Raw genomic sequence first — 14,562 nt, 5'->3', positions numbered from 1 at the left:
TCCCGCTCGGGCAGGGCGTGCGACTCGGTCGCGTCAGTAACGCAGCCCGTCGCCGAACCGGAACAGCGGATCGGCGGTGTCGAACGGCACATCAGGGCGCGACTCCTCCACGGCGCGCATCGAGCGCGGCAGGTCGAACGGCAGCGACCCCTGCGGCGAGAACCGGCCGGTGAGCACATCGAGCAGCGCTTCGGCGCTTGCGCCCCAGTTGACGGTCAGAGCGCTGGCCGCATCCACCAGGGGCTCGAGGATCGCCGGCCGATCGGCGTACACGTCGACGATCGTCGGCGCGTGCTCGGCGAGTTCCCGCACGTGGTCGACGACCTCGGCGGGGAACTCCAGCGACCCCGAGTGGAACAGGCTCTCGAACACCGTCGGACGCTCCTCGTACGGCGCCTGCAGCCGCACCACGATCACGTCGGCGTCGGCGGGCGTCGCGACGACATCGCCATAGGCTGCAGCGCGCTCAGCGTCGATGCCCTCGACGTAGAGCCGCGGGCGCCCGCGCAGCGGCAGCACCGGCTCGCCATCGTGACCGTTGACCAGCAGGGTGATGGATGCGCGCTGCGCCTTCTCTCCCTCGGCACGGAAGTCGTCCTTCCCGACGATCGCGTCAGCGGCCTCCGCGTCGACCAGGCTCGACTCGAAAAGTCCGAGCTCGAACTTCTCGCGCAGGATGCGCCGCGCCGACTCGTCGATCCTCGACTCGAGGACATCGCCGGACTCGACGAGGTCGATCAGCAGCTCCGGGCACGCCTCTCCCCCGAACTGGTCGGCGCCGGCGTCGATGATCTTCTTCATCCGCTCGCGCGGCGTCAGGTGCTCCACGCCCCAGGCCCGCGCGGGGAACGGCTGCCCGAAGATCTCGGCATCGGTGATCAGTCCCCAGTCCGTGCACACCAGCCCGTCGAATCCCAAGCGCTCGCGGAGCAGACCGGTGATGACCGACCGGTTGAAGCCGAACCCGACCTCCTCGTACGCGGTTCCGACCGGCATCCCGTAATAGGGCATCATCTGGCGCGTGCCCGCCTCGATGAGCGCCTCGAACGGCCGGAGGTGCAGCTCGAAGGCGTCGCCGGGATAAACCTGCTCGCGTCCGTGGGCGAAATGCGGGTCCTCCCCGTCCTTCTGCGGACCGCCGCCCGGGAAGTGCTTCGTCATCGTCGACACGGATCCTGCGCCGAACGATCGGCCCTGGAAGCCGCGGACGTATGCGGCGCCCAGCCGGGAGGTGAGCTCGGCATCCTCGCCGAAGGTCGCCGCCTGGCGCGACCAGCGCGGTTCCGTGGCCAGGTCGACCTGCGGATGGAGTGCCACGCGGAGGCCGACCGCCAGGTACTCCTGGCGCGCGATGTCAGCGAAACGCTCGACCGTGTCCTCGTTGCGGATCGCCGCGAGCCCGAGCGGCTCCGGCCACTGCGAGAACGGCCCGGACAGCATCGCGGTCCCGGGGTTGTCGGTGAATGAGTGCCGCGGGTCCGTCGACAGCGTCACGGGAATCCCGAGCCGAGTGGATGCGGCCAGCCGCTGCAGAGCGTTGTGCCATTCCGCGATCTCCCGCCCGGTCGGCGCGACGCCGAGCAGGTTGAAGTGCGACATGTGCCGGCGCTCCACGTACTCCACCGCGGAGGGGAGCGAGAACGTCGGGTTCGGCTCGTCGAGGGGACCCATCCCGATCATGGTGTGGAAGAAGAGCCCGGCCTTCTCCTCCAGGGTCATCTCGGCGAGCAGCAGCTCCACGCGCTCGGCGACGGGACGCTGCGCGTCCAGCCAAGGGCGGGTGGCGAGGGCGGTGTCCGTGGCGGTGTCGGTCATTTCACTCCTTTGATCCGGTAGACGAGCACGGCGCCGAGCAGTGCGATGAGGGCGCCGAAGAGGTACCACACCGAGTAACCGCCGATCGCGGTCGCGGAGCCGAGCGCGATGATCCCCGGTGCGATGGCGGGAGCGATCGACTGCGGAAGGGCGTTGGCGATGTTGAGCACGCCGAGGTCCTTGGCCGTGTCGTCGGGGCTCGGCAGCACCTGGGTGGCGAGGGCGAGGTCGACGGAGAAGAACGACCCGGCTCCGAGGCCGATCACGGCCTGCGCGAGGATGACGATCGCCACCGTCGGCGCGAACGCGAGAACGACCAGTCCGACGACCATGATGACGCCCGCCGCCGCGACGAACGGGCGGCGCTTGCCGAGCCGGTCGGAGAGGTAACCGCCGATGGGGCTGGAGATCACCATGCCGACGGTGGACGCCAGGTTCGCCAGCAGGATCGTCGAGATGGCGCCCTGCTCGTCGAGGTGGAACTTCTCGGTCAGGTAGAAGGGGAGGAAGGTCGCGATGCCCGCGTAGCCGAACATCACGAAGAACTTGGTCAGCCACGTCCAGCCGAAGTCGCGGTGCTTGACCGGATTGAAGACGAACGAACCGAAGAACTGCCCGACGGTGAACTTCTGGCGCGGTTTCTCGATGAGGCGGCGGTCCTTGAGCACTGCGACGAAGATCACCGCGAGCACGAGCGCGATCAGGCCGGGGATGAGGAAGCGCAGGAGGTCGTCGCCGATGAAGTTGATGAGGAAGCTGCCCGCGAGGATCGCAAGGGGCGTGGTCACGCCGACGAGGCCCGAGACCTTGCCACGGCTGGCCGCGGGTACCTGATCGGGAAGCGTCGCGTTGGCGGCTGCGAGCACGGCGTTGAGCGAGGCCTGCACCAGGCACCATCCGATGAGCACGACCCAGATGGATGTCGCCGCACCGATCAGCAGGAACGCGCCGACGCCGACGATGCTGCCGCCGAGGATCCACGGGCGACGCATCCCGTACCGGGAGGTGGTGCGGTCCGACAGCCGGCCTGCGAGCGGGTTCGCCACCAGGGCGAACAGGGCTCCGACGCCGAGGACGAGTCCGAGCTGCGCCGTCGCCTCCTCCGTGGATGCGCTGAGGTGCTGCACCTTGAAGGCCATCGACACGAGCACCGGAGTGAGGAGCGCCAGGAGGACGCCGAAGTTCACGGCCGAGAGCGCCGGCGTGTAGCCGCGGGGAGTTCGCGCCGGCGTAGTGCCGGGCGTCTTGATACCGGTGGTCCCGGTTGCCGCCGCTGTCGCGGCGGGAGACAGCTCTGTCATTTCTCGAGTCCTTTCGTACCGTCGGCTTTGACGATGGCGGCCAGCATACACACAAAAGCGACCGCGTGGTAACTGAAATCCGACGCTACGGTAACCTGACTACGATGATGAGGTCGGGGAGGTGCACGTGACGTCGGTCATCGATGGGACACGGTTCGCGCGCGCCGCCGCGACACGGCAGGCGATCCTCGACGCCGCCACCGATCTGTTCTGCCGCAACGGCTACCGGTTCGTGTCGCTGCGCGACATCGCGGCGGAGGCCGGCATCACGCATCCCGCGCTCCTCAAGCACTTCGCCGGCAAAGAGGAGCTGCTGGGCCAGGTCGCCCGCCGGCTCGATGCCTCCGCAGCAGCAGCAGCGACCCCGCCCGACGCGCTGCCGTTCGCCGCCACAGCGCACCGACAGGACGCCGTCCCGGGTCACGCGGCCCTCTTCGCCGCACTCACCGGCGAGGCCTCAGCACCCTCGCATCCCCTGCACGAATGGATGCGCGACCGCGCCTCCGAGCTGCGAGCCCGGCGCGCAGAGGCCCTCGCCGCGGGCGTCGACAGCGGCCTCGTCGCGGCCGACCGGTCGGTCGAGGACGAGGCGCTGCGCCTGACCGCAGCCTGGGACGGCCTGCGGATGCTGCAGCAGTACCTTCGGGACCGCGTCGATGTCGCCGCCACCCTGGACCGCCATCAGGAGCTGATCGCGCGTCCACTCGGCTGGCGGGAGCCCGGAACGCACCCGGCGACGCATCCGCTTCCGCCTGCGCCCCCGCTCCCCCCGATCGCCGAGGAGCCGTCCGCCGCAGAGACGGGCTACCGCACCGGACGGGAGCGCCGCGCGAAGATCGTCGACGGCGCCATGACCTTGTTCGCGCGGGAGGGCTACGGCGACACCAGCCTCCTCGACATCGCCACACGTGTCGGCGTCTCGAAGTCGGCGCTGTACCACCACTTCTCCTCGAAGGACGCTCTGCTGCACGAGGTCATGCGGGAGCGCGACCGCCGCATCGACGACCGCGGTACGCCGGACGCGGGGGCATCCGCCGCCGATGTCCTCCGCAGCTTCGCCGACGGAGCCGCCACCAACGAGGCGGAGCAGCCCGGACTGATCGAGCTCTACGCCGTCATCTCCTCCGAGGCGACACCGCGAACCCACGATGCGCACGCCTACTTCGAGCACCGCTTCGCCGTCGCGCTCGACGGCTTCGCCACCCTTCTCCGGGCCGCCGCGGACGACGGCGTCCTCCCGCCTCACCGCGATCCCGACCACGAAGCGCTGTGGCTCCTCGCCCTCTGGGACGGCCTGCAATACCAGTGGCTCTACGACCACGACACGGTCGACGTAGCCGCGCAGCTGCGCGCACACTTCGCGGACATCCTGCCCGAAACGCGAAGCTGACCGGTTTCGCGCACGCCTGCCGGACATGCGGAAAGGGCCGGATCGATGTCTCGATCCGGCCCTTTCACGTCCGTGCGCGAGGGGGGACTTGAACCCCCACGCCCTTGCGGGCACTGGCACCTGAAGCCAGCGCGTCTGCCAATTCCGCCACTCGCGCGAACCCAGGAACTCTAACACGACGCCGGGATCGTTCACGAATCCGGGCGTCCTCCGCAGGGCTGATCTTCACCGTATAGCCAGTCCCTTTTCCAGGGTTCCGACTAACATGCATGTAGTCATCGAGCCGGAAGCGGGAGACTGTGGGCATTCTGGACAACTTCGAGCGGGGGCTCGAGCGCGCCGTCAACGGCGCGTTCGCGAAGACCTTCCGCTCCGGGCTGCAGCCGGTCGAGCTCACCAGCGCGCTCCGCAAGGAACTCGACACGAAGGCCGCCGTGGTCGCGCGCGACCGCGTCCTCGCCCCCAACAGCTTCGTGCTGCGGATGTCGTCCGCCGACTACGCGCGCATGCGATCGATGGGCGCCGCCCTCACCGACGAGCTGATCGACTTCGTCCAGAAGCACGCGGCGAGCCAGCACTACGCGTTCGCCGGCGGCATCTCCATCGACCTCGCGGAAGACCCGGACCTGTCGGTCGGGATGCTCCAGGTCGAGTCCGAGAACGTGAAGGGCGACGTCGCCTGGACCCCGGTCCTCGACATCAACGGCAAGCACTACCCGCTCACCCACTCCCGCACCGTCGTCGGGCGCGGGGCGGACGCCGACATCACGGTCGACGACGCCGGCATCTCCCGCCGCCACGTCATGATCACGTGGGATGGCCGCCGCGCCCAGGTGGAGGACCTCGGCTCGACCAACGGAACCAAGCTCGACGGAGAGCCCCTGCGCAAGGCGATCCTGGAGCCCGAATCCGTCGTGACCCTCGGGCGCACCCGCATCGTGTTCCGTGTCCTCCCCCAGGCGGCGCCCGCCCCCCGTGGCCGTGCGGAGGATGCCACCCGGCGGCACGACGTCGGCAACTTCTGGAGCCCATCGTGAACCCGAGCGAGCTGACCCTGCTGGTGCTGCGGTTCGGCTTCCTGCTGGTCCTCTGGCTCTTCGTCTTCGGCATCGTCTACGCACTGCGCAGCGACATGTTCGGCCAGCGTGTCCGCAAGCTGCCCGAATCGGCTCAGCCCGCACCCGCCTCGCCGTTCCCGGCCGGAGCCGCGGCGAGCGCCCCCGCTGCCGCTGCGCCCGCCGGCCCGACCGAACCGGTGATGAAGTCGGCACCGGTCTCGTCGCTGCCGTCGGGCGCCAACCGCGCGGGCGGCCACACGAACGCCAGCGTCCAGAGCGCGCACCGCCTCGTCATCACGTCCGGACCGCGCGCCGGCACCGAGCTCGCCCTCGGCCGCGATCCCATCACCATCGGCCGCTCCGGCGAATCGAACCTCGTCATCCGCGACGACTACACCTCCACCCACCACGCCCGCCTGCTCCTCTGGAACGACGAGTGGATGATCCAGGATCTCGACTCCACCAACGGCACGTTCCTCGACGGCCGCCGGGTGACCGTCCCGACCCAGGTCCCGCTCGACACGCCGATCAAGATCGGCACGACCACGTTCGAGCTGCGGCGGTAGACGGTGGCGGCGAACAAGGCGGCGGCCCTCTCCCACGTCGGGAAGATCCGCTCGAACAACCAGGACTCGGGCTACGCCGGCCGGGACCTGTTCGTCGTCGCCGACGGCATGGGCGGTCACGCCGGCGGAGACGTCGCCTCGGCGATCGCGGTCACCCGCATCCGCGAGGCCGACCGTGAGTACGCCTCCGCCTCCGAAGCCGAGTTCGCCCTGCAGTCCGCGTTGATCGCCGCCAACTCGCTCCTCGCCGAGACCGTGTTCGAGCATCCCGAGCTCACCGGGATGGGCACCACCGTCAGTGCGATGGTGCGCGTCGGCGACCAGATCGCGTTCGCCCACATCGGCGACTCCCGCATCTACCTCTACCGCGACGGCGAGCTGAAGCAGGTCACCACCGACCACACCTTCGTGCAGCGTCTGGTCGACAGCGGACGCATCACCGAGGAGGAGGCGATGGTCCATCCCCGCCGCTCCGTGCTGATGCGCGTTCTGGGCGATGTGGATGCGTCCCCCGAGATCGACACCTGGACGCTCGACACGCGCCCGGGCGACCGCTGGCTCATCTGCTCCGATGGCTTGAGCGGCGTGGTGAAGCACGACGACATGCTGGCGGCGCTCGCGTCGAAGGACGGCCCGAAGCAGGTCGCCGACCGGCTGCTGAAACACAGCCTCGACGCCGGCGCGCCCGACAACGTCACCGTGGTCATCGTCGACATCGCCGACACGTCCCGCGGCGAGGTGCTCAAAGAGCCGGTCACGGTCGGGTCCGCCGCGTCGCCTCTCCAGTTCGGTACCGAGCCGAAGCCGACCACCCGCGCGGCGCGCCTTCCCGGACTGCGCCTGCATCCCATCCGCCCGGCCACCGGCCCCACCCACTTCGAGCCGCAGTCCGAGGACTACCTCGACGAGCTGATCGAGGAGGACGCCCGTCGCGTCCGTCGCCGCCGGCTCACCTGGATGATCGGCCTCATCCTGCTGGTCGTCGCCATCGTGCTCGCCATCTTCTTCGGCTACCAGTGGACGCAGTCCCGCTACTTCGTGGGCATGTCACCGGACCGCCACGTCGCGATCTACCAGGGGGTCCAGCAGGGCATCGGGCCCATCAGCCTCTCGCACCTGTACGAGGAGTCCGACGTGAAGGTGGACGACCTCCCCGAGTACGACAAACAGCAGGTGGAGCAGACCATCAACGCCGACGACCTTCCGGCGGCCAAGACGATCGTGGAGCAGTTGAGCGATGCCGGCGGACAGTAGAACGGCCGCGCGCGAGCAGGCGACGCCGCCCCGGAACGCGACCGGGCCGGTCAAACGGCTGCGCCTGCCCGCGAAGCTCCGCAACCGTGAGCTGTTCCTCCTGGTCATCGCGTGCGCGATCAACGCGGCGGCCGTCGTGCTGGTGCAGCTGGGCGCGCTCGGCCACGTCGATCTCACGCTGGTCTACCTCGGGGCAGGGCTCTCGGCTCTGGTGCTGGGCATGCACATCGCGCTCCGGTTCGTCGCCCCGCAGGCCGACCCATTCTTGCTGCCGATCGCGACGCTGCTGACCGGCATCGGCATCGCCGAGATCTACCGCATCGACATCCATTACAAGGACGCCGGATGGGACAGCGCGGGCGTCAAGCAGATCGTGTGGAGCGCCATCGCGATCATCTGCGCGATCCTCGTCGTGGTCCTCATCCGCAACCACCGCATCCTGCAGCGTTACACCTACCTCTTCGGGTTCGCCGCGCTGGTGCTCCTGCTGCTGCCCATGCTCCCGGGCATCGGCCGCGAGATCTACGGCGCCCGCGTGTGGATCGGAATCGGCCCGTTCAGCTTCCAGCCCGGCGAGATCGCGAAGATCTGCCTCGCGATCTTCTTCGCCGGCTACCTGGTCCAGGCGCGCGACTCCCTCTCCATGGTGGGCAAGAAGTTCCTCGGGATGCGGTTCCCGCGCGCTCGAGACCTCGGACCGATCCTCATCGTCTGGCTGATGTCGATGGCCGTCATCGTCTTCCAGCGCGACCTCGGAACCGGTCTGCTCATCTTCGGCCTGTTCCTCGTCATGCTCTACGTCGCCACGGCGCGCATCAGCTGGGTGATCCTCGGCCTCCTGCTCATCGTCGGCGGCGCCGTCGTCGCCAGCCAGGTACTCCCGTACGTGCACGACCGCTTCGCGAACTGGCTGACCCCCTTCTCGCAGGGCGTCTACGACGCACAGGGCGGCAGCTTCCAGCTGGTCCAGGGGCTGTTCGGGCTCGCGCACGGCGGGCTGATCGGAACGGGGCTCGGCCAAGGCCAGCCGTGGATCACCCCCGTCTCTCAGAGCGACTACATCATCGCGAGCCTGGGCGAGGAGCTCGGTCTCGCCGGCATCTTCGCCATCTTCGCGCTGTACCTGGTCTTCGTGGCGCGCGGCCTCCGCATCGGCTTCGCCGGCGCGGACGACTTCGGCAAGCTGCTCGCGGTCGGCCTGTCGTTCACCGTGGCCCTGCAGTGCTTCATCGTGATCGGCGGTGTGACCCGCGTCATCCCGCTCACCGGTCTGACGACGCCGTTCCTCGCTGCCGGAGGGTCGTCGCTGGTCGCCAACTGGATCATCGTGGCGCTCCTGCTGCGACTGTCCGACACCGTCCGCAACCAACCCCGGCTGGTGGTGAGCTGAGATGAACCGCGAGATCAAGCGCGTCAGCACGATCGTGCTGGCGATGTTCCTGGCGCTGCTGGTGTCCACCTCCATCCTCCAGGTGTTCCAGGCGGATGCGCTGGGCGCCGATGCGCGCAACACACGTGCCCTGAACGACAGCTATTCGGCGCAGCGCGGCGCGATCCTGGTCGCCGGTCAGCCGATCGCGCAGTCCGTGCCGTCCAACGACGTCTACAAGTGGCAGCGCGTCTACAGCAACGGTCCCCTGTACTCGGCCGTGACCGGGTTCTTCCCGATCAACGGCGAGCCGACCGGCCTCGAGGGCGCCCTCAACTCCAAGCTGAGCGGTTCGTCGAACTCCCAGTTCTTCGAGCGCGTGAACGCCATCCTGACCGGCAAGAACCCGCAGGGCGCGACGGTCGAGACGACGATCGACCCCGTTGCGCAGCAGGCGGCGTGGGATGCGCTGGGCGACTACCAGGGCGCCGTGGTGCTGCTGCAGCCCAAGACCGGGAAGATCCTGGCGATGGTGTCCAAGCCCACGTACGACCCGAACACCCTGGCGTCGCACGACGGCAAGGCGGTCGAGTCGACCTACAACCAGCTCCTCGCCGCCCCGGGCGACCCGCTCATCAACCGGACGATCGGCGGAGACCTCAACCCGCCCGGTTCGACGTTCAAGCCGGTGATGAGCGCTTCCGCCTTCGGCACCGGGCAGTACACGAAGGACAGCCAGCTCCCCAACCCGGCCTCCCTCCCGCTGCCCGATTCCCCCACGGTCGTCAAGAACGACTCGCTCACGACCTGCGGGCCGGGCGCGACGGTCTCGATCGCGACGGCGCAGATCCTGTCGTGCAACATCCCGTTCGCCGAGCTCGGCATGCAGCTGAAGCCCGAGGTCATCAAGGACCAGGCCGACAAGTTCGGGTTCAACCAGTCGTTCAGCATCCCCATCCCGGTCGAGAAGAGCGTGTACCCGCTCTATCCCGACGCGGCGGAGCGCGCTCTGGGCTCCTTCGGACAGAAGGACGACCGCGCGACGCCGCTGCAGATGGCGATGGTCTCGGCGGCGATCGCCAACGGCGGCACGCTGATGACCCCGAACCTGGTGGACTCCATCCGGTCACCCGATCTGCAGACGCTGGAGAGCTTCCAGCCCAAGGAGTTCTCGCAGCCGCTGAGCCAGCAGAACGCCGACACCATCAAGCAGATGATGGTCGACGGCGTCGATCACGGCGTGGCGAGCAATGCAAGAATAGGTGGGGTTCAGGTCGGCGGTAAGACGGGCACGGCGCAGAACGGGGATGACGACCCCTACTCGCTGTGGTTCACCGGTTTCGCGCCGGCGAACGACCCGGAGTTCGCTGTGGCTGTAGTTGTCGAAAATGGCGGTGGACAGGGTCAGAGCGGCACGGGTAACTCCATCGCCGCTCCGATCGCGAGGAAAGTACTAGAGGCGGTGCTGAATAAATGAGACCCACAGCAGGGCTCACCTTCGGGGGACGTTACGAGCTGCAGTCGCGGATCGCGATCGGCGGTATGGGCGAGGTGTGGCAGGCCACCGACCTCGTCATCGGCCGTACCGTCGCCATCAAGATCCTGAAGGACGAGTACCTCGGCGACCCGGGCTTCCTCGAGCGCTTCCGCGCGGAGGCGCGTCACGCCGCCCTCGTCAACCACGAAGGCATCGCCAATGTGTACGACTACGGCGAGGAGGAGGGCAGCGCCTTCCTCGTCATGGAGCTCGTCCCCGGCGAGGCGCTCTCGAGCATCCTGGAGCGGGAGCACGTCCTCAGCACCGACCGGACGCTCGACATCGTCGCTCAGACGGCCGCCGCCCTGCACGCCGCTCACGCCGCCGGTCTCGTCCACCGCGACATCAAGCCGGGCAACCTCCTCATCACGCCCGATGGCCGCGTCAAGATCACCGACTTCGGCATCGCTCGCATCGCCGACCAGGTGCCGCTCACCGCCACCGGTCAGGTCATGGGCACCGTTCAGTACCTCTCGCCCGAGCAGGCGTCCGGTCACCCCGCCTCGCCGACCACCGACATCTACTCGCTCGGCATCGTCGCGTACGAGTGCCTGGCCGGCCGTCGGCCGTTCACGGGCGAGTCGCAGGTCGCCATCGCCATGGCGCAGATCAACGAGGCGCCGCCGGAGCTCCCCGCCACCGTCGCGGAGCCCGTTCGCAACCTGGTCTTCGCGTGCATCGCCAAGAACCCGGCCGACCGCCCCGCCTCCGCCGCCCACCTGGCGCGCGCCGCCCAGGCGCTCCGCCGCGGCGACGTGCGCGCCGCCGCTCAGTCCGTGCCCGCGATCCTCGGCGGCGCGGCCATGACCGATGCCGCGACCGTCCTGATGCAGCCGCCAGCGGCACCGACGGCCGCGACCACCGTGCTCCCCGCGACCGCCGTCGCGCCCGTCGTCGACGAGGAGGCCGCCGCCCCCGTCGAGGAGCGCAAGCGCAGCCGCTGGACATGGCCGCTGATCGCCCTCATCGCGCTGCTCGCGCTCGTCCTGATCGGCACGATCATCACCCTGGTCGTCGCACCCAAGGCGCCCCCGACGCCCACGCCGTCGAACACTCCGACGCAGACGCAGCCGACGACGCCGAAGCCCACCCCGACGCCCACCAGCAACACGGTCCAGATCACCGAGAGCGACTTCCTCGGCCTCACCGCCGACCAGGCCCGCGACAAGCTGCAGGGTCTCGGGATGGTCGCGGACGTCTCGCAGGGCAACGCGGCGACCACCAACGACCAGGCCAACAAGGTCTACTCGGTCAACCCGACCGGTCCGGTGCCGAAGGGCTCGACCGTCTCGGTGAAGGTCTACGGTCCTGTCGCGCCGATCCCGACGCCGACCGACACCGTCTCGGCCACGCCACCGTCGGGTCAGGGCACCCCGAATTCGCAGATCACGGTGAACTTCGGTTCGGCCACCTGCCCCGCAGGGCAGAACCTGGTCGGCCGCCGCCTGTACATCAACGGGCAGCCGCAGACTCCGGTCAACGACACCAAGATGGTGTGGTCGCCGAGCACCGCGGCGACGTACCAGCTGACGTACACGATCTTCTGCGGCGAGTCGGTGGAGTCGAGCCAGTCGCCCGCAACGTCGTACGAGGTCGTCGGATCCACTCCGACGCCGGGTGCCGGCGGCGGTGGCGGCAACACGGGCGGCGGCAACGGCTGAGCAGCCGAATACGCCCGAGGAGACATCCAGAATCGCCCCGCTACACTAGCCGGAGTCGTCACCGAGAAGGAGTTCGCATTGAGCCCAGATAGCCGCCTGCTCGCAGGCCGATATCAGGTGGGCGAACTCATCGGCCGGGGCGGTATGTCGGACGTCCATCGCGGCACCGACACCCGCCTGGGCCGCACCGTGGCCATCAAGCTGCTCAAGCCGTCCCTCGCGACCGACCCGGCGTTCCGCACCCGGTTCCGGCAGGAGGCGCAGGCCGCCGCCCGCATGACGCACCCCACGATCGTCCGCGTCTTCGACGCCGGAGAAGAGACGGTGCGCGAGCCGAACGGCCACGAGGCGCAGCTGCCCTTCATCGTGATGGAGTACGTCGACGGCGTCCTCCTCAAAGACCTGATCAAGAAGGGCCCGCTGGAGCGCGCGGAGGCCGTGCGCATCACCGAGGGCATCCTCACCGCGCTCGAGTACTCGCATCGCGCCGGCGTCGTGCACCGCGACATCAAGCCGGGCAACGTGATGATCACGAAGGCCGGCCAGGTGAAGGTGATGGACTTCGGCATAGCCCGGGCCATCAGCGACTCCTCGGCGACCGTGGCGCAGACCACCGCGGTGCTGGGCACCGCCAGCTACTTCTCCCCGGAGCAGGCCAAGGGCGAGTCCGTCGACGCGCGCACCGACCTCTACTCGACCGGTGTCGTGCTGTTCGAGATGCTCACTGGGCGTCCGCCGTTCCGCGGCGACACCCCGGTGGCGATCGCGTACCAGCACGTCAGCGAGACCGCCGTCCCCCCGAGCACCATCAACCCCAAGGTGTCGCCGGCGATGGATGTCGTCGTCGCCCGCGCGATGACGAAGGACCGCTTCGAGCGCTACCAGACGGTGGCGGAGTTCCGAGCCGACCTCGAAGAGGCCGCCGCGGGCCGCATCCCGAAGCGCAAGCACGAGGACGAGCTGGCCGAGACCCTGTTCGGCGCTCCGCCGAGCGCCGTCTCCGGTCCGGAGGCCGCCTTCCGTCAGCTGGCCGAAGACCAGACCATGACGCGCACCCAGCGTCGCCCACCCGTGATCTGGATCTGGGCCGGCATCGCGATCATGGCGGTCGTCATCGTGGCCGTGCTCGCTTGGGTGCTGCGTCTCGCACCGAGCACGACCATGCCGGACTCGTCGCACAAGGTGCCGAACCTGTCGGGCCAGACGCTCGACAAGGCCACCGCGCAGCTCGACGAGATGAAGCTGAAGTGGGCGCAGGTCACCGAGGCGAGCCCCACCTACGCCGAGGGCCAGGTGATCCGGACGGATCCGGGCGCCGGCATCGTGGTGGCGTCGGGCGACACCATCACGCTCTACGTCTCGACGGGCAAGAAGACCGTCACGGTCCCGGATGTCCACAACATGACCGTGGATGCTGCAACACAGGCGCTGCAGCAGGCCGGACTCACCGTCGGCCCGACAACGTCCGAGAACTCGTCGAGCGTGCCCGCGAACGTGGTGATCAAGACGGATCCGGCCGCCAACACCTCGGCGCACGAGGGCGACGCGATCGGGCTCCACGTGTCGAGCGGCAAGGTGACGCTGACCGATCTGACCGGTCAGACCATCCAGGCCGCCACGGGGATCCTGTCGCAGCTCGGACTGACCGGTAATCCAAAGCCGGATCCCAGCTGCCCGCAGGACAAGGGCGCGACGATGGTGCACACACAGTCGGTCGCTCCGGGCGACGTGCCGCAAGGGACCACGGTCGACCTGACGTACTGCTCGGGCTGAGTCCGAGCGGCCGGCGGGGTTCGCTTTTGCGTCCCCGCCTGCGTCAGCCCAGCTTGACGAGCGGGTTGAGGGCGCGGGATGCCTCTGCGGCGCCCGCCAGACCGGCGACCTCGAGCCAGTTGCCGAGCATCCGGTATCCGCCCTCGGTGAGCACCGACTCGGGGTGGAACTGGACGCCGTAGATCGGCGCATCCGCGTGCTGCAGGGCCATGATCACGCCGCCGGCGGTGCGCGCGGTCACGTGGAGGTCCTCGGGGAGTGTCCCATCGACGACCGCCAGCGAGTGGTACCGCGTGGCCGTGAAGGGCTGAGCGACACCGTCGAACAGAGCACTGTCGTCGTGGCTGACCTGCGAGGTCTTGCCGTGCATGAGCTCTTCGGCGTTGGTGACCACGCCGCCGAACGCCTCCGCGATGGCCTGGTGACCGAGGCACACCCCGAGCAGCGGCTGACCGGTGCGAAGCGCCTGCTCGACGACCGGGATGGAGACTCCCGCGTCGGCCGGCTTGCCCGGGCCCGGTGAGACGAGCACGGCGTCGTACTCGGCCAGCTTCGCCGGAAGGTCGGCCACGGCGACGTCGTCGTTGCGCACGACGTCGGTCTCCGCGCCGAGTTCGCGCAGGTAGCCGTTCAGCGTGTAGACGAAGCTGTCGTAGTTGTCGATGACGAGTACGCGAGTCACGGGCCCACGGTACCTTCCTGTGGCCCGAGGAGCGAATCCACCCAGGGGAATACCCAGGTCACCAGAGCGAACAGCACCACGGCCACGAGCACGAGCAGCAGGATGATGCGCAGCCAGACCGGACCGGGCAGCACGCGCCACAGAGCTCCGTACATG

General features: G+C 69.0%; 12 protein-coding genes and 1 tRNA gene. 8 read left to right on the top strand and 5 right to left on the bottom strand.

Annotated features, from left to right (window positions below; genetic code table 11):
* Positions 1-33: 33 nt before the first annotated feature.
* Together AXZ95_RS00700 and AXZ95_RS00695 are read right to left on the bottom strand one after the other, a co-directional pair.
* On the bottom strand, positions 34-1,815 hold the full coding sequence (locus tag AXZ95_RS00700; RefSeq protein WP_018189061.1) for a glycoside hydrolase family 3 N-terminal domain-containing protein: 1,782 nt from the start codon (positions 1,813-1,815) through the stop codon (positions 34-36).
* Positions 1,812-3,116, bottom strand: coding sequence for an MFS transporter (locus tag AXZ95_RS00695; RefSeq protein WP_018189060.1), 1,305 nt, complete (start codon positions 3,114-3,116; stop codon positions 1,812-1,814). Before AXZ95_RS00695 ends, AXZ95_RS00700 begins: the two co-directional genes overlap by 4 nt.
* Positions 3,117-3,243: 127 nt before the next feature.
* Here AXZ95_RS00695 and AXZ95_RS00690 point away from each other — a divergent pair, with 127 nt between their 5' ends.
* Positions 3,244-4,506 (top strand): TetR family transcriptional regulator, encoded by a 1,263-nt coding sequence (locus tag AXZ95_RS00690; protein ID WP_231374287.1) that lies wholly within the window; start codon positions 3,244-3,246, stop codon positions 4,504-4,506.
* 73 nt (positions 4,507-4,579) lie between these two features.
* On the opposite strand, the gene AXZ95_RS00685 is transcribed toward AXZ95_RS00690, so the two are convergent.
* Positions 4,580-4,663 (bottom strand) — tRNA-Leu (locus AXZ95_RS00685).
* A gap of 142 nt (positions 4,664-4,805) precedes the next feature.
* Between AXZ95_RS00685 and AXZ95_RS00680 the strand changes: the two genes are divergently transcribed.
* From AXZ95_RS00680 to pknB, 7 genes are all read left to right on the top strand, one after another.
* A complete protein-coding gene (locus tag AXZ95_RS00680) occupies positions 4,806-5,543 on the top strand; it encodes a DUF3662 and FHA domain-containing protein (RefSeq protein ID WP_018189058.1) in 738 nt (245 codons plus the stop codon).
* On the top strand, positions 5,540-6,130 hold the full coding sequence (locus AXZ95_RS00675; RefSeq protein ID WP_018189057.1) for an FHA domain-containing protein: 591 nt from the start codon (positions 5,540-5,542) through the stop codon (positions 6,128-6,130). The genes AXZ95_RS00680 and AXZ95_RS00675 overlap by 4 nt, the downstream gene beginning before the upstream one ends.
* 3 nt (positions 6,131-6,133) lie before the next feature.
* Positions 6,134-7,384 (top strand): Stp1/IreP family PP2C-type Ser/Thr phosphatase, encoded by a 1,251-nt coding sequence (locus tag AXZ95_RS00670; RefSeq protein WP_018189056.1) that lies wholly within the window; start codon positions 6,134-6,136, stop codon positions 7,382-7,384.
* Positions 7,368-8,774: an FtsW/RodA/SpoVE family cell cycle protein gene (locus AXZ95_RS00665; RefSeq protein WP_018189055.1), complete on the top strand. Its 1,407-nt coding sequence runs from the start codon at positions 7,368-7,370 to the stop codon at positions 8,772-8,774. The genes AXZ95_RS00670 and AXZ95_RS00665 overlap by 17 nt, the downstream gene beginning before the upstream one ends.
* 1 nt (position 8,775) lies before the next feature.
* A complete protein-coding gene (locus AXZ95_RS00660) occupies positions 8,776-10,230 on the top strand; it encodes a penicillin-binding transpeptidase domain-containing protein (protein WP_018189054.1) in 1,455 nt (484 codons plus the stop codon).
* On the top strand, positions 10,227-11,951 hold the full coding sequence (locus tag AXZ95_RS00655) for a serine/threonine-protein kinase (protein ID WP_018189053.1): 1,725 nt from the start codon (positions 10,227-10,229) through the stop codon (positions 11,949-11,951). The genes AXZ95_RS00660 and AXZ95_RS00655 overlap by 4 nt, the downstream gene beginning before the upstream one ends.
* Before the next feature lie 78 nt (positions 11,952-12,029).
* A complete protein-coding gene (gene pknB / locus AXZ95_RS00650; protein ID WP_196802415.1) occupies positions 12,030-13,724 on the top strand; it encodes a Stk1 family PASTA domain-containing Ser/Thr kinase in 1,695 nt (564 codons plus the stop codon).
* Positions 13,725-13,767: 43 nt separating this feature from the next.
* On the opposite strand, the gene AXZ95_RS00645 is transcribed toward pknB, so the two are convergent.
* Complete coding sequence (locus AXZ95_RS00645; RefSeq protein WP_018189051.1) at positions 13,768-14,406, bottom strand: anthranilate synthase component II; 639 nt, start codon at positions 14,404-14,406, stop codon at positions 13,768-13,770.
* The gene (locus AXZ95_RS19535) at positions 14,403-14,561 is read right to left on the bottom strand and encodes a hypothetical protein (protein ID WP_018189050.1); all 159 of its coding nucleotides are present in this window, start codon (positions 14,559-14,561) and stop codon (positions 14,403-14,405) included. Before AXZ95_RS19535 ends, AXZ95_RS00645 begins: the two co-directional genes overlap by 4 nt.
* Between the last annotated feature and the right edge of the window lies 1 nt (position 14,562).

Origin of the sequence: Leifsonia sp. 115AMFTsu3.1 (assembly GCF_004362795.1) — a bacterium.
Classification (GTDB): Bacteria; Actinomycetota; Actinomycetes; order Actinomycetales; family Microbacteriaceae; genus Leifsonia.
Note: the sequence above shows the minus strand (reverse complement) of the source record. Positions and strands in the feature narration are given on the sequence as shown.